This window comes from Alphaproteobacteria bacterium HT1-32 (assembly GCA_009649675.1).
Lineage (GTDB): Bacteria > Pseudomonadota > Alphaproteobacteria > Rhodospirillales > HT1-32 > HT1-32.
This window is the reverse complement of record WJPL01000003.1, coordinates 467,450-489,210: the sequence shown is the minus strand read 5'-3', so window position 1 is coordinate 489,210 and position 21,761 is coordinate 467,450. Positions and strand designations below refer to the sequence as shown.

Annotated in this window: 22 protein-coding genes and 1 tRNA gene; 21 read left to right on the top strand and 2 right to left on the bottom strand. The window is 58.2% G+C overall.

The genetic code is table 11. The features are described from left to right. Window positions 1-96: 96 nt before the first annotated feature. Entirely contained in the window at window positions 97-450 is a 354-nt protein-coding gene (erpA, locus tag GH722_17675) for an iron-sulfur cluster insertion protein ErpA (protein MRG73600.1), read from the bottom strand. 114 nt (window positions 451-564) lie between these two features. Between erpA and GH722_17670 the strand changes: the two genes are divergently transcribed. From GH722_17670 to GH722_17605, 14 genes are all read left to right on the top strand, one after another. Continuing rightward, window positions 565-1,734, top strand: coding sequence for a deoxyguanosinetriphosphate triphosphohydrolase (locus GH722_17670; protein MRG73599.1), 1,170 nt, complete (start codon window positions 565-567; stop codon window positions 1,732-1,734). A gap of 101 nt (window positions 1,735-1,835) precedes the next feature. Then, the gene (locus tag GH722_17665) at window positions 1,836-3,611 is read left to right on the top strand and encodes an arginine--tRNA ligase (protein ID MRG73598.1); all 1,776 of its coding nucleotides are present in this window, start codon (window positions 1,836-1,838) and stop codon (window positions 3,609-3,611) included. Next, window positions 3,611-4,582, top strand: a complete 972-nt coding sequence (locus GH722_17660) for a hypothetical protein (protein MRG73597.1) — start codon at window positions 3,611-3,613, stop codon at window positions 4,580-4,582. Before GH722_17665 ends, GH722_17660 begins: the two co-directional genes overlap by 1 nt. Continuing rightward, a complete protein-coding gene (gene nagZ, locus GH722_17655; GenBank protein ID MRG73596.1) occupies window positions 4,579-5,592 on the top strand; it encodes a beta-N-acetylhexosaminidase in 1,014 nt (337 codons plus the stop codon). Before GH722_17660 ends, nagZ begins: the two co-directional genes overlap by 4 nt. Window positions 5,593-5,745: 153 nt before the next feature. Beyond that, window positions 5,746-6,570, top strand: coding sequence for a segregation/condensation protein A (locus GH722_17650; protein MRG73595.1), 825 nt, complete (start codon window positions 5,746-5,748; stop codon window positions 6,568-6,570). A gap of 5 nt (window positions 6,571-6,575) precedes the next feature. Then, window positions 6,576-7,325, top strand: a complete 750-nt coding sequence (gene scpB / locus GH722_17645) for an SMC-Scp complex subunit ScpB (protein ID MRG73594.1) — start codon at window positions 6,576-6,578, stop codon at window positions 7,323-7,325. A 101-nt stretch (window positions 7,326-7,426) separates the two neighbouring features. Continuing rightward, window positions 7,427-8,473 (top strand): ATP-binding cassette domain-containing protein, encoded by a 1,047-nt coding sequence (locus GH722_17640; protein ID MRG73593.1) that lies wholly within the window; start codon window positions 7,427-7,429, stop codon window positions 8,471-8,473. Between the two features lie 96 nt (window positions 8,474-8,569). Beyond that, the gene (locus GH722_17635; GenBank protein MRG73592.1) at window positions 8,570-8,791 is read left to right on the top strand and encodes a twin-arginine translocase TatA/TatE family subunit; all 222 of its coding nucleotides are present in this window, start codon (window positions 8,570-8,572) and stop codon (window positions 8,789-8,791) included. A gap of 61 nt (window positions 8,792-8,852) precedes the next feature. Beyond that, window positions 8,853-9,293, top strand: coding sequence for a twin-arginine translocase subunit TatB (gene tatB, locus GH722_17630; GenBank protein ID MRG73591.1), 441 nt, complete (start codon window positions 8,853-8,855; stop codon window positions 9,291-9,293). Beyond that, window positions 9,293-10,174: a twin-arginine translocase subunit TatC gene (tatC, locus tag GH722_17625; GenBank protein MRG73590.1), complete on the top strand. Its 882-nt coding sequence runs from the start codon at window positions 9,293-9,295 to the stop codon at window positions 10,172-10,174. The genes tatB and tatC overlap by 1 nt, the downstream gene beginning before the upstream one ends. A gap of 97 nt (window positions 10,175-10,271) precedes the next feature. Next, on the top strand, window positions 10,272-11,546 hold the full coding sequence (gene serS / locus GH722_17620) for a serine--tRNA ligase (GenBank protein ID MRG73589.1): 1,275 nt from the start codon (window positions 10,272-10,274) through the stop codon (window positions 11,544-11,546). Further along, window positions 11,543-12,325: a 5'/3'-nucleotidase SurE gene (gene surE / locus GH722_17615; GenBank protein MRG73588.1), complete on the top strand. Its 783-nt coding sequence runs from the start codon at window positions 11,543-11,545 to the stop codon at window positions 12,323-12,325. The genes serS and surE overlap by 4 nt, the downstream gene beginning before the upstream one ends. A gap of 31 nt (window positions 12,326-12,356) precedes the next feature. Further along, window positions 12,357-12,959: a protein-L-isoaspartate(D-aspartate) O-methyltransferase gene (locus GH722_17610; GenBank protein MRG73587.1), complete on the top strand. Its 603-nt coding sequence runs from the start codon at window positions 12,357-12,359 to the stop codon at window positions 12,957-12,959. Next, window positions 12,956-14,053 carry a LysM peptidoglycan-binding domain-containing protein gene (locus GH722_17605; protein MRG73586.1) on the top strand — a complete coding sequence of 366 codons (1,098 nt, stop codon included), beginning with the start codon at window positions 12,956-12,958 and terminating at the stop codon, window positions 14,051-14,053. The genes GH722_17610 and GH722_17605 overlap by 4 nt, the downstream gene beginning before the upstream one ends. Before the next feature lie 92 nt (window positions 14,054-14,145). Here the strand turns inward: GH722_17605 and GH722_17600 are convergent, their stop codons facing one another. Then, on the bottom strand, window positions 14,146-15,003 hold the full coding sequence (locus GH722_17600; GenBank protein MRG73585.1) for a DUF815 domain-containing protein: 858 nt from the start codon (window positions 15,001-15,003) through the stop codon (window positions 14,146-14,148). Between the two features lie 187 nt (window positions 15,004-15,190). Between GH722_17600 and yajC the strand changes: the two genes are divergently transcribed. The 7 genes from yajC to GH722_17565 all read left to right on the top strand — a co-directional run bounded on the left by yajC (window position 15,191) and on the right by GH722_17565 (window position 21,741). Further along, window positions 15,191-15,598, top strand: a complete 408-nt coding sequence (yajC, locus tag GH722_17595; GenBank protein ID MRG73584.1) for a preprotein translocase subunit YajC — start codon at window positions 15,191-15,193, stop codon at window positions 15,596-15,598. Window positions 15,599-15,630: 32 nt separating this feature from the next. Beyond that, window positions 15,631-17,247, top strand: a complete 1,617-nt coding sequence (gene secD, locus GH722_17590) for a protein translocase subunit SecD (GenBank protein ID MRG73583.1) — start codon at window positions 15,631-15,633, stop codon at window positions 17,245-17,247. A gap of 10 nt (window positions 17,248-17,257) precedes the next feature. After that, the gene (gene secF, locus GH722_17585; protein MRG73582.1) at window positions 17,258-18,229 is read left to right on the top strand and encodes a protein translocase subunit SecF; all 972 of its coding nucleotides are present in this window, start codon (window positions 17,258-17,260) and stop codon (window positions 18,227-18,229) included. 13 nt (window positions 18,230-18,242) lie between these two features. Next, window positions 18,243-18,620, top strand: a complete 378-nt coding sequence (locus tag GH722_17580; protein ID MRG73581.1) for a hypothetical protein — start codon at window positions 18,243-18,245, stop codon at window positions 18,618-18,620. An 86-nt stretch (window positions 18,621-18,706) separates the two neighbouring features. Continuing rightward, the gene (locus tag GH722_17575; GenBank protein MRG73580.1) at window positions 18,707-20,140 is read left to right on the top strand and encodes an NAD(P)H-hydrate dehydratase; all 1,434 of its coding nucleotides are present in this window, start codon (window positions 18,707-18,709) and stop codon (window positions 20,138-20,140) included. After that, entirely contained in the window at window positions 20,141-21,535 is a 1,395-nt protein-coding gene (locus GH722_17570; protein MRG73579.1) for a malonyl-CoA decarboxylase, read from the top strand. A 120-nt stretch (window positions 21,536-21,655) separates the two neighbouring features. Beyond that, a tRNA-Leu gene (locus GH722_17565) sits at window positions 21,656-21,741 on the top strand. Window positions 21,742-21,761: the final 20 nt, after the last annotated feature.

Below are 21,761 nucleotides of genomic sequence, written 5' to 3'. Positions count from 1 at the left end.
CTGTCCGCGGGATTTGCGGCAGACTTCTGAAACATGAGAAATCGCCGCCCTTGTTCTGAACCCGTATCAGGGCGGCGGAGATTGATTCAGGTTTTATCAGACGGCGAAGCTTGAACCGCAGCCGCAGGTCGATGAGGCGTTCGGGTTCTTGATCGAGAAGTAGGAGCCGATCAGATCTTCGACATAATCAACCTCGGACCCGGCGAGCAGGTCGAGGGACATGTCATCAATCACGACCTTTGCGCCATGACCTTCAAAGATCAGGTCATCCTGACCGGTGTCGGTATCAAGGCTGAAACCGTACTGAAAGCCTGAGCATCCGCCGCCGGATACGGCGATGCGCAGCATCAGATTATCGTCGCCTTCACTGGCGATCAGCTTCTGAACATGCTTTGCAGCGCTCTGGCTGATGGTGAGCGCGCGGTCGGTGAGGGTCGTTCCGTCGGGCATTTTTGTCTCCGATGCCGGGTATTGTGACTGGTGACTATACCATATCGTAACAGATACGCCTTATGTAAGGGGTGACATGACGTTGTCAAATCCCCTTGAACGCCGGAGAGCGGCTTGATTGATCTGAAACCCTACGCCACCGACCCCCTGAAAACCCGGGGGCGTCTTATTGATGAACCGGAAAGCACCACGCGGGGCCCGCATCAGCGAGACCGCGACCGGATTATCCATGCCGCCGCCTTTCGCAGGCTGCAATACAAGACGCAGGTTTTCGTCTATCACGAAGGTGATAATTACCGGACCCGCCTGACACATAGCCTGGAAGTCGCGCAGATTGCCTGTTCGTCGGCCCGTGCACTTGGCCTGAATGAAGACCTCGCGGAAGCACTGGCGCTGGCCCATGACCTTGGTCACACCCCTTTCGGCCATGCCGGTGAAGCGGGCATGAACGATGTGATGAAGCCCTTCGGCGGGTTTGACCATAACGGCCAGAGCCTTCGGATTGTCACCAAGCTTGAAGAGAAATATGCCGGGTTTGATGGTCTCAACCTGACCTGGGAAACGCTTGAAGGACTGGCCAAGCATAATGGCCCTCTGCTGGCGCCGGGCGAGAATGTCGTTCTGCCGCGGGCTTTTGCTGAATATAACGCCCGTCACGATCTGGAACTGGAAACCTATGCGGGGGCAGAAGCCCAGATTGCAGCTCTGTCCGATGATATCGCCTACAATAATCACGATATCGAGGATGGTCTGCGGGCAGAGCTGTTTGAAATTTCCGATCTTGATGATGTGCCGCTGGTTGGTCCGGTGTTCCATGACCTTCGCCGGCGGTTTCCGGATCTTGATGAAAGCCGGATGATTTCGGAGGCCGTGCGCGATCTGATTGGCCTGATGGTTCATAATCTGCTGGAGGAGACCGGGCGGAGGCTGGCTGACGCGAATCCGAAATCTGTCGAGGATATCCGGGCGTTGGATCATCCGGTTGTCGCTTTCTCCGATGATTTTGCCGAACAGGACCGGGCGCTGAAGAAATTTCTGTTCGATTACATGTATCGCCACTACCGGGTGAACCGGATGGCATCGAAGGCACGGCGACTGGTGCAGGAACTGTTCAGGCTGTTTCTTGATGAACCGAACACCCTGCCACCGGACTGGCGGCGGAAAACTGCCGGACCGGGCACCGAGCAGACGGCAATTGCCGTCGCGGACTATATCGCCGGGATGACCGACCGGTTCGCAATCGATGAACACCGACGCCTGTTCGACATGGATGCGAGGACCTGAAACAGGGGCGGGGCTTGATGAACCGGAGCGCAGGCAATAGGAACAGCGGCAATTCACACATTCAGACACCAACCGCGCATCAGCGCCGGGATATATAGAGCATGAACGTATTTTCGGAATTCCATAACCGGCTGGTTGCCCAGCTTGAAGCTTTGCAGCAGGACGGGAAGCTGCCGTCGGATGCTGCGCTGGATCGTGTGACGATGGAACCGCCGCGTGATCTGAGCCATGGAGACCTTTCCACCAACGCGGCCATGGTTCTGGCGAAACCGGCTGGTCTGAAGCCGCGTGATCTTGCTGCTGACATTGCAGAACGCCTGAAAAGCGATCCGGATATTGTTTCCGTCGATATTGCCGGACCGGGCTTCATCAATCTTCGACTGAATGACAGCTTCTGGCGGGCCCGTGTAACAGATGCCCTGAACGCCGGGATTGCCTATGGCGATTCGGTGATGGGCGGCGGTGAGCCGGTGAATGTCGAATATGTTTCCGCTAATCCCACAGGGCCGCTGCATGTAGGTCATGCCCGTGGCGCGGTTGTGGGGGATGCCCTTGCGGCCCTGCTGGAAAAGGCGGGCTTTGCCGTTGCCCGGGAATATTACATCAACGATGCCGGGGCGCAGATCGATTCTCTCGCCCGTGCGGTTCACAAACGTTATCTGGTGGCCGCCGGGGCCATTGATCAAGCTGAATTTGACCGGATGGTTGCCGATAAGGATATCGAATATGGCGGCGATTATCTGGTCGCGCCGGGGCAGGCAATCGCAGCAGAGGATGGTCCGAAATGGGTTGATCAGGACGAGGCTGACTGGCTGCCGGTATTCCGCGCCCGTGCGGTTGACCTGATGATGGACCAGGTGCGCAGCGATCTGGCGTCTCTTGGTATTAAGCAGGAAATCTTCTCGTCGGAGAAAGCACTGGTTGATAACGGCGCGGTCGAAAGCGCGTTCAATGAACTGACCGAAGCCGGGCATATCTATCAGGGTGTTCTGGAGCCACCGAAAGGCAAGACCCCGGAAGACTGGGAGCCGCGTCCGCAGACCCTGTTCCGGGCGACCGAATTTGGCGATGACGTTGACCGCCCGCTGAAAAAATCCGACGGCAGCTGGACCTATTTTGCGACGGATATTGCCTACCATCTGGATAAATACCGTCGTGGCTTTGCCAGTCAGATTGATGTCTGGGGGGCGGATCATGGTGGTTATGTAAAGCGCATGCAGGCGGCTCTTAAAGCTGTTACCGGCGGCAAGGCCTCGCTTGATGTGAAGCTTTGTCAGCTGGTACAGCTGATGAAAGCTGGCGAGCCTTACCGGATGTCGAAGCGGGCCGGGAACTTTGTAACCGTGCAGGACCTGATTGATGAAGTCGGCAAGGATGTCGTCCGCTTTATCATGCTGACCCGCCGTAATGATGCGCAGATGGAATTCGATCTCGACAAGGCGACAGAGCAATCACGCGATAATCCGGTGTTTTATGTTCAGTACGCCCATGCCCGTATCTGTTCGGTCATGCGACTGGCCGGAGAGAGTTTTCCGGGTGTTGACCTGTCAGACACGGCACTTGCGATGGCCGACATGAACCAGCTGAAAAGTTCTGAGGAAATGGAAGTCGTCCGGAAAATTGCGGAATGGCCGCGGGCTGTCGAAGCCGCGGCAGCGACCCATGAGCCGCACCGAATAGCCTTTTATCTCAACGACCTTGCCTCTATGTTTCATGCGTTGTGGACACGCGGGCGCGAAGACGCCAGCCTGCGTTTCGTCCATGAAGGCGAACCGGAACTGACTATGGCAAAGCTGGCGCTGGCGCGGGCTGTTGCCGTGGTTATCGCTTCCGGACTGACTGTTTTTGGCGTCCAGCCCGTGGAGGAATTGCGCTGATGGCCCAGGCGTCAGATGACGAAGGAATCCAATATGACGGACGTCGCGTGGTTGATCTGAGCCCCGCCGAAGAAGACTGGGCCGACGACGCACCGGGGCCGCGGCGTTCTGGCGCGGGCAAGGCTGTCCTGTTGCTTCTGGCAGCTTTTGTTCTTGTCGGGGCGGGTATGGGGGCCGGCTGGCTGATTTACAGCAATCAGTCAGGAACGGGCACCGGTGGTGCTCCTTTGGTTCGGGCCCCCGCTGAGCCTGCGAAAGTACGCCCGGAAAACCCGGGGGGGATGGAAGTTCCCGATACAGACAAGGGTGTTTATGATGTCGTCTCCGGCAATGCAGGAGAGCCACGTACAGAAAAGCTGCTCGATGCGCCGGAACGGCCACAGGTGCCACAGGCGTCTCATGCCGATGCGACGACAGGTCAGCCTCTGGATATCACCAAACCGGCACCGCCTGCCGAACCGGTAGCGGCACCGCCACCTTCAGCTGTTGCCGCTCCGGCGGCACCGGCACCGGACAGTTCCGAAGCGCCGGCGCCAGAACCGGCACCGCTTGCGAAAGTTGAACCTGCACCGGCCCCTGCAGAGGCAGTCGCACCGACAGAAAAACCTGCGCCGGCACCAAAGCCGGAAGCGAAGAAGCCGATACAGCTGACGAAAGCGCCAGCAACCAGTGCTGAACCGAAAAAGCCGGAACCGGCCAAGACCGCCCCGTCGTCAGGAAGCTGGCGAATTCAGGTCGGTGCCCTGCGTGATGAAGCTGCTGCGGAAAAGGAATTTGCCCGTTTGCAGCGCCGGCATCCCGATCTTCTGGGAAATCTCGGCCTGTCGATCATGAAGGTCGATATTACCGGTAAGGGATCCTTCTACCGGATGCGTGCCGGTCCGCTGGCGGATAGTGCCGCAGCAAGCGCACTTTGTGGCCAGCTCAAGGCTGCGAAAGTTCCCTGCCTGACAGTACGGCCCGGGTCTTGAGTACGCCGCTAGCTGCCATTTTTGGCTGTGCCGGAACAACGCTGAACGAGACTGAGGCAGCGTTCTTCCGGGAAACTAATCCGTTCGGGTTCATTCTGTTTGCCCGCAATATCGCTGATCCGGCGCAGGTCAGAAGGCTGGTTACCGATCTTCGTGCGACCGTCGGTCGCGATGATGCGCCGGTGCTGATTGATCAGGAAGGGGGCAGGGTTGCCCGTCTGCGTCCGCCCTACTGGCAGGAACGGCCGGCAGGGCGCCGGTTCGGGGAACTCTATGATCGTGACCCGGCGGCCGGAAAACGGGCTGCAAGGCTGAATGCGGCTCTGATCGGTGTGGAACTGGCGGCACTTGGCATTGATGTTGATTGCGCCCCTGTCTGCGATGTACCGGTTGCCGGTGCGCATGATATTATCGGGGACCGTGCGTATCATATGGACCCGGAGATTATCGCGACGCTGGCTGATGAGGTCTGCGAGGGGCTGGCAATGGCGGGCGTGATGCCGGTCATCAAGCATATTCCGGGACATGGCCGGGCGATGTCTGATTCGCATCTTGACCTGCCAACCGTTGGTGCCGAGCCGGAGACACTGGCAACGACCGATTTTCTGCCGTTCAGGCGTTTGTCTTCGGCCCCCTGGGGCATGACAGCCCATATCATTTACAGCGAGATCGATCACCGGCTTCCGGCAACCCTGTCGGCGCATATGGTGAAGAAGGTGATCCGTGAACAGATCGGCTTTGACGGGTTGCTGCTGACGGATGATCTGTCGATGAAAGCACTGACCGGCGGCTTTGATGATCGTGCGATCGCTGCCCTGCAGGCCGGATGTGACATCGTTTTGCATTGCAATGGCGATATGACGGAAATGCAGGATGTGGCACGGGGTACGGAGGAGATGTCTCCGTCAGCGGTTCGCCGGGCAGAGATGGCCCGCAGCTGGGTGGATACCCGGCGCAAGGATTTCGACATTGCTGATGCCGAGGTGGAACTTGGTGCGGTACTGGCCTAGATAGGCAGATATCCACAAAATATGGAGTTTTCCACAGCATATTGCGGTTTTGGGTATTTTCTGCCCCTAAATATGCGATTAAGCGGTTGGAGTCGGCGGCTGGTTTCTGGTTGAATACAGGGGTGGATGAATTGACCCGCAGGTATTTAGACCGTGCTCGACGAACCGCAGAGCAAAGAACAGCAGGAACTCTTTGAAGATGATGGCGACGGCCCGTCCGGTCGCCAGCGGGCGCTGGAGCTTGTGCTGGATATCGAGGGTTTTGAAGGGCCGATCGATATTCTGCTGGCGCTGGCACGCGACCAGAAGGTCGACCTGACGCATATCTCTATCCTGCAACTTGCGGATCAGTATCTGAATTTTATTGCGACAGCACGGGAACTGCGGCTTGAACTGGCGGCAGATTATCTCGTGATGGCCTCCTGGCTGGCCTATCTGAAATCCCGGCTGCTGCTGCCGAAGGCGGTTGATACGGAAGAGCCGACCGGTGAACAGATGGCTGCGGCGCTGGCGTTCCAGTTGCAGCGGCTGGAAGCGATGCAGACGGCGGGGGCGGCGCTGATGGACCGGCTCCAGCTTAATCAGGATTTCTTTCCCCGGGGTGATCCGGATGAACAGATTGTCCAGACCGAGACAATCACTGACATCTCTCTGATTGATCTGCTGCGGGCCTATGCGGATCAGCGTCGCCGGTCGGATGCCCGGCAGACCATGCCGATTGAAGTCAGCAAGCTCTATACAATGGATCAGGCGGTTCAGCGCCTGCGCAGGATGCTCGGCGATATTCCGGACTGGCGAGACCTGATGACCCTGTTACCGCAGGATGAGGCGGGGCCCCTGAAGGGACTACAGTATCGTTCGGCGGTGGCATCGACCTTTGCGGCCAGTCTGGAACTTGTCCGGGAAGGTGCGCTGGCAGTGCGGCAGGATCAGCTATATGGCCCCATAATGTTGAGAGAAGCGGAGCACAGACCATGATGCAGATGGATGTATCCGAAGAATTTTCCTTTGAAGATACGGATGCGGAAACGTCAGAAGGCAGGAACTCGGAACAGCCGGCGCAGCCGGATGGCCGGGCACTCCGGTTGCTTGAGGCTGTCCTGTTTTCCGCAACTGAGCCGATGTCGGTGGAGGCCCTTGCCGAACGTCTGCCCGAAGGCATTGATCTGCGGGCTTTGCTGAAGGTGTTGCAGGCGGATTATGCGGAACGCGGGGTTCATCTGCGCAAGATTGAAAACCGCTGGGCATTCCGGACGGCAGAAGACCTAGCCGCTGAAATGCGGGTGCAGCGCAAGGTTGCCCGGAAGATGTCACGGGCGGCTATCGAAATGATGTCGATTCTGGCATATCACCAGCCTGTCACCCGTGCCGAGATTGAGGAAATCCGAGGTGTTGCGGTGAGCAAGGGAACGCTGGATGTCCTGTTCGATCAGGGCTGGATCCGGCCACGCGGCAGACGTCAGACACCGGGTAAGCCGATGACCTGGGGAACGACACCGAAATTCCTCGACCATTTCGGGCTGACCAGTCTGAAAGACCTGCCCGGTATTCAGGAACTCAAGGCTGCCGGTCTGCTGGATGCCCGGCCGGCGCTGACGGCTTATGGCGATGGCGGACTGGACCACGGGGTCCTGGCGGATACGAAAGAGCCGGAGACCGCAGAAGAACGTGTGGCCCGTGAAGTCGAAGAGGAACTGAGCGAACCGCTGAACCCGGACGACAGTGCGGCTTGATAAGCCGGGCGGCTGACCGTACCTAAGTGTCAGACTTTGCTTAATTGATTTCGGGTTTGGAGACCTTCTTGCCAAAAAGCGGCCTGACTTCCGGTCTTATTCTGGATGGTGTTTATCACGCTTATGACGAACGACTGGTTCTGGCCGGTCTCAGTCTGACCGTGTCTGCGGGCGAAGTCGTCTGCCTGCTCGGCCCCTCGGGTTGCGGTAAAACAACTGCATTGCGGATTGCGGCTGGTCTGGAACGGCTGAGCCGGGGCAGGGCGGTGATCAATGGCGAGGTTGCCAGTGACCGGGATACTTTCCTGGCCCCGGAGCGGCGAAGCGTCGGCTTTCTGTTTCAGGATTTTGCCCTGTTCCCTCATCTCACTGTCTGGGACAATGTGGCCTTCGGACTGCGCGGGTTGTCCGCCTCCGAGAAGCGTTCACGGGTCGACCGGCTTCTGGAAACAGTGGGGCTGAGCGATTACGCCGGAGATTATCCGCATATTCTGTCGGGAGGGCAGCAGCAACGGGTTGCGCTGGCGCGGGCACTTGCCCCGGAACCGCGGGTCATGTTGCTGGATGAACCCTTTTCCGATCTGGATGCCCGGCTGCGCGACGAAGTGCGGGATCAGACGCTCCACCTGTTAAAGGAAAGCGGTGTTGCGACGCTGATGGTTACCCATGACCCGGAAGAGGCGATGTGGATGGCTGACCGGATTGCGCTGATGCGTGACGGGGTGATCGTTCAGATGGGTACCCCGTCAGAATTATATTTCCGGCCTGCGGACGCCTTCGCGGCGAGTTTCTTTGGTGATGTAAACCGGATGGCCGGTGTGGTCGTTGCCGGTCGGGTGTCGACGCCATTCGGTGATCTTGATGCTGATCTGTTGCCGGACCAGACGAAAGCTGATGTCCTGATCCGGCCTGAGGCCATCAGGCTGATGGAAGCGGACGGTGCGGCGGAGAAGGCCTTGCAGGGACGGGTGCTGGCATCACGGCTGCTTGGACGATCCAGCCTGGTTCACCTTGAGATACCGGCTGCTCCGGGTGAAGACCCGCTGCATCTGCATGCGCGTATCCCCGGCAGATTCCTGCCGTCAGAGAATGACAAGATATCGATCGGACTGGACCACAGTCAGGCGTTCGTTTTTCCGAAACAGTAAAATGCACTAAACGGGCTGGTCCTGCCGCTTGTTCGGTCCCGGACCATCTGCCATTATCCGCCTCGTTTCAGGGGACTATAACCAAAGGGAATTCCGATGGGAGCATTTAGTATCTGGCATTGGCTTATCGTCCTTGTGGTCGTGCTTGTGCTGTTTGGTGGCAAGGGCAAGATCTCTTCCATCATGGGTGATTTCGGCAAGGGTCTGAAATCCTTCAAAAAAGGCATGAAGGAAGAGGATACGGCTGAAGTTGATGACAAACCGGCACAGAAGGTCGAAGACGCGTCAGCGACCGAAAAAGACAAGGTCAAAAGCTGAGCCTGGGGGCTGAGGCTGTGACCGTAACTGTATTCCCGACACTTCTTCGACAGGCGAACTGATGTTCGATATCGGCTGGTCGGAAATGATGATGATTGGCGTTATGGCCGTTATCGTCATCGGCCCGAAAGATCTGCCAAAAGCACTGAAAACCGTTGGCAAATGGGTCCGCCGGGCCCGTGAGCTTGCCCGCGAGTTCCAGTCCGGGGTGGATGATATGGTGCGGGAAGCCGATCTTGAAGAAGCACGGGAAGCAATCCGCAATACGACCTCAATCGACAAGAAGATCGAAGAGACAGTCGATCCGACCGGTGAGATGACCAAGGCCATGCGTGATCATGGTGAGGATATCCGCCGTGATCTGGAGCGGGACGAGACAAAAGCTGCGGAGACGGCAAAGACTGCGGGGACAGAGGCGGTGACGGCAAAGGCGGATCCGCCTGCCGCTGCGACTCCTGCCAAAGCTGACGACACAAAACCGAAGACAGGAACGCCCGGCTGATGGACGCACCCGAGACCGACGTCAAAATGCCGTTGATGGAGCATCTGATCGAGTTGCGGAAACGGCTGATGTGGTCGTTTCTGACACTGGTTATCCTGACCTTTGTGTTCTATGCCTTCGCTGAGAGCATTTATCAGTTTCTCGTGCATCCGCTGGCGCAGGCTTACCACGAACTGGGCGCCAGCAGCCCGCGGATGATCTTCACCGCACTGCATGAAGCCTTTTTTACCTATATCAAGGTTGCGTTTTTTACGGCGGCCTTCGTGTCGTTTCCTGTGTTTGCCTCGCAGCTCTGGATTTTTGTGGCACCGGGGCTCTATAAAAATGAAAAAGGCGCCTTTGCCCCGTTTCTGATTGCGACCCCGATCCTGTTCCTGATGGGCGGGGCCTTCGTCTATTATTTCGTGATGCCTGTGGCCTGGCGGTTTTTCCTCGGCTTCCAGGGGGTGGCACCGGAAGGCGGTCTTGCCATCGAACTTGAAGCAAAGGTGAATGAGTATCTGTCGCTGGCGATGCGGCTGATCTTTGCCTTTGGTCTTTGCTTTGAATTGCCGGTGGTGATGACGCTGCTGGCCCGTGTTGGGCTGGCGACCAGCCAGGGCATGAAGGAAAAGCGGAAGTATGCTGTGGTGGCGGCCTTCGTTGTCGCTGCCGTGCTGACACCGCCTGACCCGCTGAGCCAGATCGGGCTCGCGATCCCGACCATTCTGCTATACGAAATTTCCATCATCTGTGCGCGTTTTGTCGAAAAGGGACGTGCAGAGCGTGAGGAGAATGACGATGACGATGGCGGCGATAAACCGTCCGCATCGGCTGATCCCTATGATGAAGATGACGGTATGCAGGACGAAACCGACTTCAATGAAGGCCGGAAGTCGTAACGCTGCAGGCGTGATGCTGACATCTTGCAAAGCCATCACTGGACGCCCGCAGGCACGCTTCGTATAAACGCGGCTGATTCACGGGAATGGAAGTCGCATGCACGACATCAAATTGATTCGCGAAAACCCTGAGGACTTTGACCGGGGACTCGCACGACGAAATCTGCCACCGCTGGCTGATGAACTGCTGGCACTGGACGCCGAGACGCGGCGTGTCCGCACCGAAACGCAGGCCATGCAGCAGCGCCGGAATGAAGCTTCGAAAGAAGTCGGTGCCCTGAAGCGCAGCGGCGGTGATGCATCAGAACTGATGGCTGAAGTTGCAGCGATCAAGGATGCCATGCAGGCAGGTGAAGCGCGCGAGCGTGAACTGACCGACGATTTGCAGCACCGCCTTTGCATCATCCCCAATAGGCTTGATGACGATGTGCCGGACGGACCGGATGAAAGCGCCAATGTTGAAGTGCGCCGCCATGGTGATCCGGGGCCGGTTGATCCGTCTGCGAAAGAACATTTCGAGATTGGCGAAGAACTCGGCCAGATGGATTTCGAGATTGCGGCAAAAATGTCCGGGTCCCGCTTTTCCATGCTGACCGGCGGAATTGCGCGGATGGAACGTGCGCTGGGCGAGTTCATGCTGGACCTGCATACGGAGGAATTCGGTTATACGGAAGTTTCCTCACCGATGCTGGTGCGTGAAGAAGCCCTGTTCGGAACCGGACAACTGCCGAAATTCGCTGACGATCTGTTCCGCACCACCGGTGATCACTGGCTGATCCCGACGGCGGAGGTGACGCTGACAAATATTGCGGCCGACCGTATTCTGGATGTAACGGACCTGCCGCTGCGTTTCACCGCCCGGACCGGCTGTTTCCGCTCGGAGGCGGGGGCTGCAGGGCGGGATACACGGGGTATCCTGCGCCAGCATCAGTTCACCAAGGTGGAACTGGTCAGCATTGCGCATCCTGATAAAAGCCGCGAAGAGCATGAGCGCATGACCTCTGCCGCCGAGGAAGTTCTGAAACGTCTGGAGCTGCCGTTCAGAACTGTGGTTCTGGCCAGCGGTGATACCGGTTTTGGCGCCCGCAAGACCTATGACATCGAAGTCTGGCTGCCGGGGCAGGGAACCTATCGTGAGATTTCCAGTTGTTCGAACTGTGGTGACTTTCAGGCGCGTCGCATGAAAGCGCGCTTCAAGGAAGAAGGGGCAAAGGGGACGCAGTTTGTCCATACACTGAATGGTTCCGGCGTCGCTGTCGGACGGGCATTGATTGCGGTGCTTGAGAATTATCAGCAGCCGGATGGCAGCGTGGCCGTGCCCGAAGTTCTGCAGCCCTATATGCGCGGTGCCGAGAAGATCACGGCTTCATGAGCGCGTATCCAATTGATCTGAAGACAGCCCGCATTCTGGTTTCCAATGATGACGGAATTAACGCGGACGGTCTGGCTGTTCTGGAGAAAATCGCCCGTGAACTTTCGGATGATGTCTGGGTTGTCGCACCGGAAATCGAACAATCCGGGGCTGGCCATTCACTGACACTGCATCAACCGCTGCGGTTTCGCCCGATTGATGACCGCCGCTTCGCGGTTTCCGGAACGCCAACGGATTGTGTCCTGCTGGCGATCAATCACATTCTGGCGGATCGCAAGCCGGATCTGGTGCTTTCCGGCGTTAACCGGGGCGGCAATCTGGGAGAAGATGTCACCTATTCCGGCACCATTGCGGCGGCAATGGAAGGAACAATGCTGGGCGTACCTTCGATTGCGCTAAGCCAGTTCTACGGACCGGACCGTCGGGTCGACTGGACAGCGGCAGAGGAAAACGGTGCTGATATCGTGCGGAAGCTGGTCGCCGTTGGCTGGCCAGACAATGTCACGGTCAATGTCAATTTCCCGGAGGCCCGGACTGCGGGGGTCAAGGGTGTCGAGGTCTGCCGTCAGGGAAAGCGCAAGCTGGGTGATGAACTGGATCATCGTCAGGATCCCCGTGGCCGTTCTTATTTCTGGATTGGCGCGATGCGGGAGGAAGACATCTCCACCCCGGGTACGGATATCTACGCCGTGCATCAGGGCATGATTACCATTACGCCGCTGGATCTGGACCTGACCCACGGGCCGACCATGGAAATATTCAAGCGGAAGATGGGATAGGGTCGTGGATTCGCGGAAAATTCGCCTGATCATGGAGATGCGCCGGTCCGGCGTGCATGATCGGCGGATTATCGCGGCAATTGAGCAGACCCCGCGTGAAATATTTGTTCCCGACGCCTTCCGCGACCGGGCCTATGAAATGACCGCCTTGCCGATCGGATGCAGCCAGACGGTGACGGACCCGCTGGAAATTGCCCGGACAGTTCAGGCACTGGCACCGCAGTCCAACAGCAAGATGCTGGAGATCGGCACCGGCTCCGGCTATCAGGCATCGATACTGGCCCGTGTCTGCAAGCGGATCTATACGATCGAACGATTCCGCAGCCTTCTGGCTGAGGCGGAGAAACGGTTTACCGAACAGAAACTCTTCAATGTTATTTCTCAGGTAGGGGATGGTGCACGCGGCTGGCCTGAACAGGCGCCGTTTGACCGTATCGTGGTCTCCGCAGCGGCTGAAGACATTCCGCCACTGCTGGCAGACCAGCTGGCGACCGGGGGGGTCATGCTGGTTCCGGTGGGTGATACGCCTGTCGATCAGCGGATGATCCGGGTCACGCGAACCGAGACCGGATTTGACAGTGAAGAACTCTGGCCGACACGGTTCGTGCCATTGACCGAAGGAACGGCTCCGTGACGTTGCGATGGCTGAATGTGATTCTGCTTCCGGTATTGCTGGTGGCCTGCGCTCCCCGCAGTTCCGGGCCGGCACCGGTTGTCGCGGGTACATCTGGCGTTACACAGCCTCCGGCGAGGGGCGCGCAGGCTGCTGCGAAAGGTGAGGTGGCGTATCTCGTTCAGTCCGGTGATACGGTCTATGCCATTTCCCGCCGTTTCAGTGTTTCTGTCCGCAATATCATTGACCTGAACAACCTGCAGCCACCCTACCTTCTGTATGTCGGGCAGCGGGTCATTGTGCCGGTGACAGCTATCCATGTTGTCCGTCGGGGCGATACCCTGTCGGAAATCGCCGACCGTTATGATGTCGGCTTGTCGGATCTGGCTGCCGCCAACGGGATCAGGCAGCCTTATGAAATTTATGTTGGTCAGCAGATCCGCCTGCCAGGCGCGGTGATTACGGCCAGCAGTGCGCCGGCAGCGCCCCGGCAGGCGGTATCTGCTCCGGCTCCTGCACCGGTGCAGGCACAGCCACGGCGCCCTGTGACGGCAGCTCCCCTGCCGGAGATGGCCCGTCCACAGCCTGCGCCGCCGCCGGTCGCTGAACCGAAGGTCGTAACCCGTCCCGTTCCGCCACCGGCCAGCAGCAGGCCAGAGCCACGGACCAAACCGATTGAGCAGGCCTCACGGGCGGTACCGGCTCCGGCGGCCCGTTCGGGGAAACTGCTGGAATGGCCGATCTCCGGTCGCATTTTGTCCGGGTTCGGGCCGAAGGAAGGCGGACTGCACAATGATGGCCTGAACATTGCCGCCCCACGTGGCAGCCGGGTAAAGGCAGCGGAAAACGGCGTTGTCGCCTATGCCGGGGATGACATCAGAGCTTTCGGTAATCTTCTGCTGATCAAGCACGCAGACGGCTTGATGACGGCTTATGCGCATCTGGAGCGCTATCTGGTGAAGCGTGGCGATACGGTCCGCAAAGGTCAGCTTGTGGCAACCGTTGGCTCCAGCGGCGGTGTCTCAACGCCACAACTGCATTTCGAGGTCCGGCGTAAGTCACAGCCGGTTGACCCCCGCAGCTACCTGCCAAAGGTCATCGCTGCCCTGCCATAGCATTGGTTAGGGGTAGGCCGTCCCGGACGGGACCCGGCTGATGTCAGGCTGTCCGGGCCGGAAACCAGATAAAATTCAATTGGTTGGGGGTTTTATTTCAGATGTACTTCAAGTTCCCCGGCGAGATCCTGAATGAACTGCCAGGCAACCCGGCCGGAGCGTGAACCGCGGGTAACGGCCCATTCACGGGCACGGGCCTGCAACTCTTCCTGAGGAACCTTCATGCCGTAATGTTCGGCATAGCCTTCGATGATGGCAAAGAATGTAGGCTGATCAAGATTGTGGAAGCCAAGCCAGAGGCCAAAACGATCAGAAAGCGAGACTTTCTCTTCGACAGCTTCACCGGCATGGATGGCGGTTGATTTCTCATTCTCGATCATGTCGCGGGACAGCAGGTGCCGTCGGTTCGAGGTCGCATAGAAGATCACATTTTCCGGACGGCCTTCAACGCCACCATCCAAAACGGCCTTCAGCGACTTGTAGGAGGCGTCTTCCGATTCGAAGGACAGATCGTCGCAGAACAGGATAAAGCGCTTGTCAGCAGCACGCAGCAGGGTCAGCAGGCGGGGCAGGGACTGGATATCCTCACGGTGGATTTCAACCAGAACCAGCGGCTGGTTATGCTGGTCGCAGACTTCTGCATGGATCGCCTTGACGATGGAGCTTTTCCCGGTGCCGCGTGATCCCCAGAGCAGGGTGTTGTTGGCAGGCAGTCCCTTCGCAAAACGCAGGGTGTTATCGAGCAAGATCTGTTTCTGGCGGTCGATGCCAAGTAGCAGACCGGCTTCGATGCGGCTGATCTGCGGTACCGGCTCCAGCCAGTCCAGATCGGCACGCCAGACGAATGCCTGAGCGGCGTCCCAGTCAACTTCGGGCCGGGCGGGGGGAGCCAGTCGCTCAAGGGCGGTGGCGATGCGGTCGAGCGAGCGGGCGATGTTTTCGGTGTCCATTATGTCCGGCTTTTTACTGGCAAGTGAGGAGCGGGAAATTAGTGGGCTGTTGTCGTCTGGTCAATGTCGCGGACAAACAACTGGGAAATAGTACCGGATAGCGTTTGAAACTCGGCACCCGGTAGCTATAGTCCCGGCCTTTCGGCAATCAGCCAAGAAACCAGCAATTTCCCGGAGGGATTCAGCCATGTTCATTACCCCCGCATATGCACAGGCCGGTGGCGGCGGCGGCGGCTTCGAAGCCTTTATTCCGCTCATTCTGATTTTTGTCGTGTTTTATTTCCTGCTGATCCGCCCGCAGCAGAAGAAAGCCAAGGAACACAAAGCCCGTCTCGACGCCATTCGTCGTGGTGACCGGGTTGTCGTTGGCGGCATTCTGGGGACGGTCTCGAAAGTGAACGACAATCGCGAAGTCGATGTCGAAATCGCTCAGGGCGTCAAGATCAAGGTGCTTCAGGACATGGTTGCCGATGTGCTTTCCAAGACCGAACCGGTCAAGGGCGGTGGCAAACCGGCTGATACGGATGCACCGGCCAACGATGGCCCCGTCAAGAAGCCAGGCGGCCTTCGTGGTCTGCTGGGCGGAAAGAAGTAATCGAACAACAGTAACGCCGGGAGCCCGCATCCATGGTCCAGATGGCGAAATGGAAAGTCACCCTCATCGCAATTATCAGCCTGATCGGGCTGTCACTGGCGATGCCAAATTTCCTCAGTGAAAAGGTGGCGAAAAGCCTGCCGGACTGGCTGCCCAGCAGCACGGTCAATCTTGGGCTGGACCTCCGTGGCGGTGTTCATCTGCTGGCGGAAGTCGATGTCGAGGGCGTGATGCGGCAACGGCTTGATGACACGGAAGATGACGTCCGCTCCGCGCTGCGCGAGGCGGGCGTTGTCCGCCGGACCGTTGGTGTCAGCGGACAGACTGTTGTGGTCACTGTCCGGGATGAAGCGGATATCGCAAAGGCCCGCACGGCACTGGAAAGCGTTCGTTCGGCACAGAGCAGTACACTGTTTCAGCTGACCGGCATCGGTGGCAGCGGTGGCGCACTGGAACTGACGGAAGCAGAACCGGGCCATTTCCGGCTGGGAATGACCGAGGAAATGCGTGCTCAGGTACGCAAGAATGCGGTCAGTCAGTCAATCGAAGTGATCCGTCGCCGTATTGATGAGACCGGCACGCGTGAGCCGACAATTCAGCAGCAGGGCGAAGATCGTATTCTGTTGCAGCTGCCGGGGGTCGACGATCCGGAGCGTGTGAAGGAAATCATCGGGACAACCGCGAAGATGACCTTCCATCTGGTGGTAACCGATCAGGAGCAACTGGGTAACTCGATCCGTACCGGTCGTGCACCGGCGGGGATGCGTCTGCTGACATCGGCGGAAGACAATCAGTCTTATCTGATCCGTAAACGGGTCATGGTGGATGGTAATAACCTCGTCGATGCGAATTCATCCGTTGGCGATCAGGGGCCGGAAGTTAATATCCGCTTTGATGCGAAGGGATCACGGGATTTCTCGGAAGCGACGACAGAGAATGTCGGTCGCCCTTTCGCCATCGTGCTTGATGACAAGGTCATCAGCGCCCCGGTGATCCGGGAGCCGATCCTGGGGGGCTCGGCCCGGATCAGCGGTAACTTCACCGTCCAGTCGGCCAATGACCTTTCACTGGTTCTCCGGGCCGGTGCGCTGCCCGCGCCGATCACCTTCCTTGAAGAACGGACAGTCGGTCCGGGACTGGGGCAGGATTCAATTGAGTCCGGCAAGATTGCCAGCATCATCGGGCTGGTTGGCGTCATCATCTTCATGGGGATGGCCTATGGTCTGTTCGGTGTCTTTGCCAACATGGCGCTGATCCTGAACATGTTCCTGATACTCGGTGCCCTGTCATTGCTTCAGGCAACGCTGACACTGCCGGGGATTGCCGGGATCGTTCTGACGATTGGTATGGCGGTCGATGCCAACGTGCTGATTTTTGAGCGTATTCGCGAAGAAGTCCGCAACGGGCGTTCGCCTTTGTCATCCGTTGAATCCGGCTATGCACGGGCCATGATCACCATCGTCGATGCCAACATCACCACGCTGATTGCAGCTCTCATGCTGTTCGAGTTCGGTTCAGGGCCCGTGAAGGGCTTTGCGGTGACGCTGGCCATCGGCATCGTGACCTCCATGTTCACGGCGATCATGGTGACCCGGCTGTTTGTGGTGATCTGGCTGCGCCGCCGTCGCCCGACCACGATTCCGATCTGAGGGTCTGAAAATGAAATTTTTTCCCGTGAGACTGATACCCGCGACCACGAAAATCGATTTCCTGCGTCGCCGGACCGTGTTCTTCATCTTCAGTGCGCTGCTGGTGCTCAGTTCGCTCAGCCTTTATGCGATCAATGGCCTGAGTTACGGCATCGATTTCAAAGGCGGCATCATGATCGAGGTGCGGGACACCCGTGGCCCGGCTGATATCTCGAAACTGCGCAACGATCTGGGCGCGCTCGGTCTTGGTGAAGTCTCTCTTCAGGAATTCGGTGAGCCGTCAGATGTGCTGATCCGCATCCAGAAGCAGGAAGGCGATGAAACGGCACAGAACGTTGCTGTTGGTCTGGTCAAGTCAACGCTGGGCGAGGGATATGATTATCGCCGCACCGAATTTGTCGGCCCGAAGGTTTCAGACGAGCTGTTCTGGGATGGCCTGATGGCCATTGCCCTCGCACTGGGGGGTATCCTGGTCTACATCTGGTTCCGGTTTGAATGGCAGTTCGGTATTGGTGCCATCATCGCCCTCAGCCATGACGTGATCTCGACCATCGGTCTGTTTGCCCTGATTCAGCATGAATTCAATCTGGCAACAGTCGCCGCGGTGCTGACCATCGCCGGTTATTCGATCAACGATACGGTCGTTGTTTTCGACCGTGTGCGTGAGAACATGCGCAAATACAAGACGATGGATTTTTCAGATCTGCTGAATCTGTCGATCAACGATACGCTGTCACGGACCACGCTGACCTCGTTCACGACGCTGCTGGCGCTGGTCGCACTGTATATCTTCGGTGGCGAAATTATCCGGGACTTTGCCTTCGCCATGATCTGGGGCATCGTTATCGGTACCTATTCATCAATCTGCGTCGCTGTGCCGGCCCTGCTGTACTTCAATGTTCGCCGGGACGGGTTTGATAGCAATGATGAGCCGCAGGATGATGCGGCCATCGCACGGGCTAATGTGAACAAGGGCGCCTGACGGCTGAAAACCGATGCCTGAACTCACCCCGATCCGCGAGACGCGGCTGAGCCTTGTTCAGAGATATGGTGAAGGCCGCTTCCGGATATCGGGAGAAAGCTATACAGGGTCCGTTTTGGTGACGCCTGAAAGCGTTATACCGATCCCGGTGGAAACGCTGGCGGATGTTGACGCAGGATCTGTGCAATCTGCCGTCGGTGATACTGTAATCGATATCCTGCTGGTGGGCTGTGGTGGCGCAATACCACGACTGGACAGCGATTTTAAGTCAGCAATGAAGGCTGCGGGTATTTCAGCGGAGCCGATGGATACCGGCGCGGCCTGCCGGACATTCAATGTTCTCGTGACCGAAGGCAGACGGGTTGCCGCCCTGCTGATTGCTGTAGACTGAGTTAACGCTGATTTTCTCCAGGCATGGATGACGCAGCGGCTGGTATACGGCAGACTGTCGCAATGGAACTTCTGACCACCGACGAGATGTACCGGGCTGATCAGCTGGCTGTAGAAGCCGGCATATCGGGCGTCGCTCTGATGCTGCGTGCGGGACAGGCTGTGGCTGATGTGATCCGGCGGCGGTGGAAGCTGCGTCCGGTGGTCATCCTCTGTGGGCCGGGCAATAACGGCGGAGACGGCTTTGTTGTGGCCCGTCTGCTGGCTGAGGCGGGATGGCCGGTCCGCGTTCTGTTACTTGGTGACCGGCAGGCTTTGCGCGGTGATGCAGCTTATCATGCGGATCTGTGGCCGGGCCATGTGGAGGCTCTGGCGCCAGATCATGTGACAGCGGGTGATCTGATCGTAGATGCGCTGTTCGGTGCGGGACTGACGCGTCCGCTTTCCGGCCCGGCGCTGGTGACAGTCCGGCGGGTTTCCGACCTCGGGCTGGATGTTGTTGCTGTCGATGTGCCGAGCGGTGTTGATGGCAATACGGGAGCGGTACTGGGGGCTGCCATGCAGGCGGTCGAGACGATCACCTTCTTTCGCCCGAAACCGGGGCATTATCTGTATCCCGGCAGAAGCCTGTGTGGCCAGCTGACCGTTGCGGATATCGGTATTCCGGAAACCTGCCTGAGTGAAATTGCCCCGGGGCTGATGCGTAACGGTCCGGCGATATGGCGGGCTCACTGGCCGGTTATGGACAAACAGGGGCATAAGTATCATCGGGGGCATCTGCTTATCTATGGCGGCGCCCGGATGACCGGAGCTGCCAGACTGGCGACCACGGCGGCACGCCGGGCAGGGGCCGGGCTGGCAACCATTCTGGCACCGGAAGGAACGGATCTGGTGTATCAGTTGGGGGCGCCCGGCGCGATGGTGCTGCCGTTACAGGACCGCCAGCGACTGCTTGATGATTTCCGGTGCGGCACATTGCTGATCGGGCCGGGGCTGGGAACCGGAGACGAGACAAGGAAGCTGGTGCTTGAAGCCTGCCGGTCGGGAAAACAGCTTGTGCTTGATGCCGATGCCCTGTCCGCCTTTGAGGGGATGTCCGGATCGCTGCTTGATGTCTTGCCGGCAGGGGCAGTTCTGACCCCTCATGAAGGGGAGTTTGCGCGGATATTTCCGGCTATCACAGGGGATCGTCTGTCGCGGGCCAGACGGGCGGCTGCGGCCAGTGGAGCTGTCATTGTTCTGAAAGGTGCTGACAGTATCATTGCGAGTCCGGACGGTGATGCTGTTATCAATGTAAATGCGCCTCCATCTCTCGCCACCGCGGGCAGCGGGGATATACTGGCAGGATTGATTTCTGGACTTATATGCAGGGGGATGGCGGTTTTCCCTGCTGCAGCCGCGGCAGTATGGTTGCACGGAGAAGCCGCTAACCGGTTCGGACCGGGACTGATTGCCGAGGATATCCCGGATATGCTACCGGATGTCCTCGCTGAAATTGAACATCTGACCACCGAGGTTTAAATGCCAGACGGCGTACAAGAAGGCCTGCTAGATCGAACACTCCGCAATTTCAAGGTAGCCTGGCGCGATATCGCCCGCAGTTCCGGACAGGTAGATCCGGATCTGCCGAAGGATGATATCGACCATCTTCGCCGGCAGATGCTGGATTGTCTGTCGGGCAAGGGCGGGGAAGTTTCCGCCCGGGCCAGAGCGGCTGCACTGGGACAATCCTATATTGGTCTGACACCTGTCGGACGGGAACGGTTCCTGCGGCTGATGGCGACGGAATTCGGTCCGGACCGTAAGGCCGCGATGAAAGCGGTTGAGGAATTCAAGGCAGCAACCCCGGAAAGTTGGCTTGATGCACGGGCATCATTGCAGCGAAATCTGGAAGCTCCGTGGATCCGGTTGTTAATGCAGTTCAATGACTTGCCGGACGGAATTAAATTTCTGGTTGATATGAGGTCGGAGCTTCTGAGTCTGAGCAGACGGGATGTTCAGTTCCAGCCGATTGAGCGGGATCTGCGCAAGTTGCTGGCGTCCTGGTTTGATGTCGGGTTTCTCGAATTGCGGCAGATCACCTGGGAATCATCTGCCGCGATGCTGGAAAAGCTGATTGCCTATGAAGCCGTCCACGAAATCGCCAGTTGGAATGATCTCAAGAACCGGCTGGATTCAGACCGTCGCTGTTTTGCCTATATTCATCCCCGCATGCCCGATGAACCACTGATCTTTGTCGAGGTGGCGCTGGTGAATGGCATGGCCGGAAATGTTCAGGAACTGCTGGATGAGGATGCGCCGGTTGCCGATCCGCAGAAGGCGGATACCGCGATTTTCTATTCGATTTCGAATGCCCAGAAAGGCCTCGCTGGTATCAGCTTTGGTAACTTCCTGATCAAGCGGGTTGTCGGCAGCCTGTCCCAGGAATTTCCGAACCTGAAGAATTTCGCCACCCTGTCCCCGGTGCCGGGGTTCCGGAAATGGCTCGACGGGCGTCTGGCGGAAGGTGATCCCCGTTTGCTGACGCCGTCCGAGCGCAAGGAACTGAAGAAACTTGAAAGCGGTGTCGGTGCGAAGGGGTCGCTCAAGCGTGCCCTGAACAACCCGCAATGGATTCGTGATCCGGCCACGGCTGATACCATCAAGGCCCCGCTGATGCGCCTTTGCGCCCGCTATCTGACGGAAGAAAAGCGTCCGGTTGCGCGGGCTCTGGACCCGGTGGCCCATTTTCACCTGACCAATGGCGCACGGATGGAACGGCTTAACTGGCTGGGTGATATCTCTCCCAAAGGTATCGAACAGTCTGCAGGGATGATGATCAACTATCTCTATAAGCTCGGTGATATCGACGCCAATCACGAAGCCTATAGTGGTGAAGGGAAAGTGGCCGCGGCTTCACGCCTTGGCAAGGTCTAGGCTGGAGGTCTGTCGGCCGCAGGATCGCGCCCGTCCCCGGAAACCCGTGTTGCGCCTCGGATACGGTATGATATAGAGACCGGCCCGTCGGGTCAGTAGTTTGACCAGACGGCTGAGGCGGCGGGTGTGGCGGAACTGGTAGACGCGCCAGATTTAGGTTCTGGTGGCTTTTGGCCGTGGGGGTTCAAGTCCCTTCACCCGCACCAGGAAATTCACACTGTTACGC

What these genes read in the sequence shown, in the direction of transcription:
- erpA (MRG73600.1), bottom strand. Translation starts at nt 450, where the DNA reads ATGCCCGACGGAACGACCCTCACCGACCGCGCGCTCACCATCAGCCAG.
- GH722_17665 (MRG73598.1), top strand. Translation starts at nt 1,836, where the DNA reads ATGAACGTATTTTCGGAATTCCATAACCGGCTGGTTGCCCAGCTTGAA.
- GH722_17660 (MRG73597.1), top strand. Translation starts at nt 3,611, where the DNA reads ATGGCCCAGGCGTCAGATGACGAAGGAATCCAATATGACGGACGTCGC.
- scpB (MRG73594.1), top strand. Translation starts at nt 6,576, where the DNA reads ATGGATGTATCCGAAGAATTTTCCTTTGAAGATACGGATGCGGAAACG.
- GH722_17635 (MRG73592.1), top strand. Translation starts at nt 8,570, where the DNA reads ATGGGAGCATTTAGTATCTGGCATTGGCTTATCGTCCTTGTGGTCGTG.
- tatB (MRG73591.1), top strand. Translation starts at nt 8,853, where the DNA reads ATGTTCGATATCGGCTGGTCGGAAATGATGATGATTGGCGTTATGGCC.
- tatC (MRG73590.1), top strand. Translation starts at nt 9,293, where the DNA reads ATGGACGCACCCGAGACCGACGTCAAAATGCCGTTGATGGAGCATCTG.
- serS (MRG73589.1), top strand. Translation starts at nt 10,272, where the DNA reads ATGCACGACATCAAATTGATTCGCGAAAACCCTGAGGACTTTGACCGG.
- surE (MRG73588.1), top strand. Translation starts at nt 11,543, where the DNA reads ATGAGCGCGTATCCAATTGATCTGAAGACAGCCCGCATTCTGGTTTCC.
- GH722_17610 (MRG73587.1), top strand. Translation starts at nt 12,357, where the DNA reads ATGGAGATGCGCCGGTCCGGCGTGCATGATCGGCGGATTATCGCGGCA.
- GH722_17600 (MRG73585.1), bottom strand. Translation starts at nt 15,003, where the DNA reads ATGGACACCGAAAACATCGCCCGCTCGCTCGACCGCATCGCCACCGCC.
- yajC (MRG73584.1), top strand. Translation starts at nt 15,191, where the DNA reads ATGTTCATTACCCCCGCATATGCACAGGCCGGTGGCGGCGGCGGCGGC.
- secD (MRG73583.1), top strand. Translation starts at nt 15,631, where the DNA reads ATGGTCCAGATGGCGAAATGGAAAGTCACCCTCATCGCAATTATCAGC.
- secF (MRG73582.1), top strand. Translation starts at nt 17,258, where the DNA reads ATGAAATTTTTTCCCGTGAGACTGATACCCGCGACCACGAAAATCGAT.
- GH722_17580 (MRG73581.1), top strand. Translation starts at nt 18,243, where the DNA reads ATGCCTGAACTCACCCCGATCCGCGAGACGCGGCTGAGCCTTGTTCAG.
- GH722_17575 (MRG73580.1), top strand. Translation starts at nt 18,707, where the DNA reads ATGTACCGGGCTGATCAGCTGGCTGTAGAAGCCGGCATATCGGGCGTC.
- GH722_17570 (MRG73579.1), top strand. Translation starts at nt 20,141, where the DNA reads ATGCCAGACGGCGTACAAGAAGGCCTGCTAGATCGAACACTCCGCAAT.